This window comes from Arthrobacter sp. CAL618, assembly GCF_000468215.1.
Classification (GTDB): domain Bacteria; phylum Actinomycetota; class Actinomycetes; order Actinomycetales; family Micrococcaceae; genus Arthrobacter_D.
Window position 1 is genome coordinate 1 of the sequence record NZ_ASZW01000155.1, and the last position, 2,249, is coordinate 2,249.

Sequence of the window (2,249 nt, forward strand, 5' to 3'; positions counted from 1 at the left end):
CGCCCCGGCCACTCCTCCTCCCGGGTTTCACCTTCCAAACAGTCGACCAAACCAACCTGGCTGAGCCTGCCCCTCAGACCGCGCACGCTTCGGCTCGACGGTCGGATTGCAGGAGCACTGATCCTTCTTTGGTACCGACCGCATTACCTGATCGACGTGATTTCCACAGCCGGCCCAGGTGGTTTTCCGGCAGCGCATACAGGTGGTTGTCCGGCACATGCGAACTCTCTTTCATTAGGGTCCAGGCTGGAATCGTGGACGGCGTTCACTCAAGTATGCAAATACCCCTAGGGGTATGTCAAATACAGGCCACGCCGAGACTGACCCTCCTTCGCCCACGAAAGGTCAAGGAAGCTTGACATGATGGCAGAAGTCAAGGAAGCTTGACCCCATGACAAGCTTCCTTGACCACTTTGGTTTCCAGTGAGGAACGATCTCAGTACGCTCCGCCGCGCGGCTGGCATCTCCCAACGTGAACTCGCAGAAGTCCTCGACGTTTCGCGTCAGACCATCAATTCCATTGAGACCGGCCGCTACGATCCGTCGCTCCCACTGGCCATAGCTATCGCCCGACACTTTCGCAGCACCGTAGAGGAGATCTTCCATGTCGACTAGCACCTATACCTCAAAGCAAAAGGCCGCGGTCCTCGGGCTGGTACTGGCAGGGCTGACTGGTCTCATCCTGACAGGGCTGTTGCTTCAGGAGTACGGGCCGGGAAATATGGGGGCTGGCCTTCTGGCGGGCGGCGCCGTCGGCCTGGTCGCCGCCCTGATTGGCCTGTGGCGCATCACCAAGACCCCCTCACGAGTGAGCACCTTCGAACGCGCCTGGACCCAGACGGGCGATGAACGGGACAACGCCGTCCTCACCAGATCGCTGGCAATCCTAGGACTCCTAGCGGTCCCGCTGACCGCCATCGCGGCAATAGCCGTGGGCTTTGGGGCTGCCGTGGAGATGGTTCTGGCTTTGCTGCTGCTGGCACAAGCTTTGGTGGGAGCCGTCGCGTTCGTTGCGATCAACCGTAAGAGCTGACGCCTCTTTGGGCGTCCATCCTCACAGATCACTAACTATGCCGTAGGGCGCATACTTACAGGCGGCATACATCTAACTCACATAAACTACGTATATCCGCGGGTTTAGCATCCCTTCGTCTGCTGGGGACAGAATCTAACGCAGGGACACTTATGAGTACTACAACCTCCGGCCGTAGCGTGCGCGTTGCTAAGCCGAACGACGTCGTCGCCTCCTATGCGACGCTGCTGAAGCAGGTACGCAAAGAAGGTCTGCTGAACCGTCGCCGCCGCTTTTACGTTTCCGTCTTCGCTGCACTGGCGTTGACCATGGGTGCCGCCTGGACCGGTTTCGCCCTGCTGGGCGATACCTGGTTCCAGTTATTGATCGCCGCCGTGCTCGGCGTCGTCTTCACGCAGATCGCGTTCCTGGCCCACGAGGCCTCCCACCGGCAGATTTTCAAGACCCGCGGGGCCAACGACTGGTCCGGACGGATCCTGGCCGCCGGCGTCGTCGGCATCAGCTACCAGTGGTGGATGAATAAACACACCCGCCATCACAACGACCCCAACGTGGTGGGCAAGGACCCGGACATTGAGATCGATACCATTTCCTTCATTGAGGAAGACGCAGCCAAAGCCAAGGGACTCCACGCCTGGATCACCCGCCGCCAGGGCTACCTCTTCTTCCCGCTGCTGACCTTCGAAGGTTTGAACCTGCACGCCAAGTCGATCGGCACCCTGTTCCGGCCGGGGGCTGTCCAGGGCCGCTGGATCGAACTGGCTCTCCTCGCGATCCGGTTCGGCGCCTATCTCGGCGTCCTGTTCTGGTTCCTGCCCGTCGGCATGGCGTTTGCCTTCATCGGCGTTCAGATGGCCGTGTTCGGCATCTACATGGGAGCCTCCTTCGCCCCCAACCACAAGGGCATGCCGATCATCCCCAAGAACAGCAAACTGGACTTCTTCCAGAAACAGGTCCTCACCTCACGCAACATTCGCGGCGGCAACTTCGTCAACAACGCCTTCGGCGGCCTGAACTTCCAGATCGAGCACCACCTGTTCCCGGACATGCCCCGCCCACACCTGCGCAAGGCCGCCCTGATCGTCCGCGAGCATTGCGAACGCCTCAAAGTCCCCTACACCGAGGTCGGCGTCGCAGCCTCCTACGGCGCAGTAGTGTCCTACCTCAACCGGGTAGGCCTCGCCGCACGCGACCCCTTCGACTGCCCCATGGTCAA

Annotated in this window: 3 protein-coding genes; all 3 read left to right on the plus strand. The window is 60.6% G+C overall.

The annotated features are described in order from the left end of the window. Positions 1-423: 423 nt before the first annotated feature. Positions 424-615 carry a helix-turn-helix transcriptional regulator gene (locus tag K728_RS0109380; protein ID WP_024476534.1) on the plus strand — a complete coding sequence of 64 codons (192 nt, stop codon included), beginning with the start codon at positions 424-426 and terminating at the stop codon, positions 613-615. Further along, positions 605-1,033, plus strand: coding sequence for a hypothetical protein (locus K728_RS0109385; protein WP_024476535.1), 429 nt, complete (start codon positions 605-607; stop codon positions 1,031-1,033). The genes K728_RS0109380 and K728_RS0109385 overlap by 11 nt, the downstream gene beginning before the upstream one ends. A gap of 152 nt (positions 1,034-1,185) precedes the next feature. Beyond that, positions 1,186-2,249: fatty acid desaturase family protein (locus K728_RS0109390; RefSeq protein WP_024476536.1), on the plus strand; the 1,064-nt coding region annotated here is incomplete at its 3' end.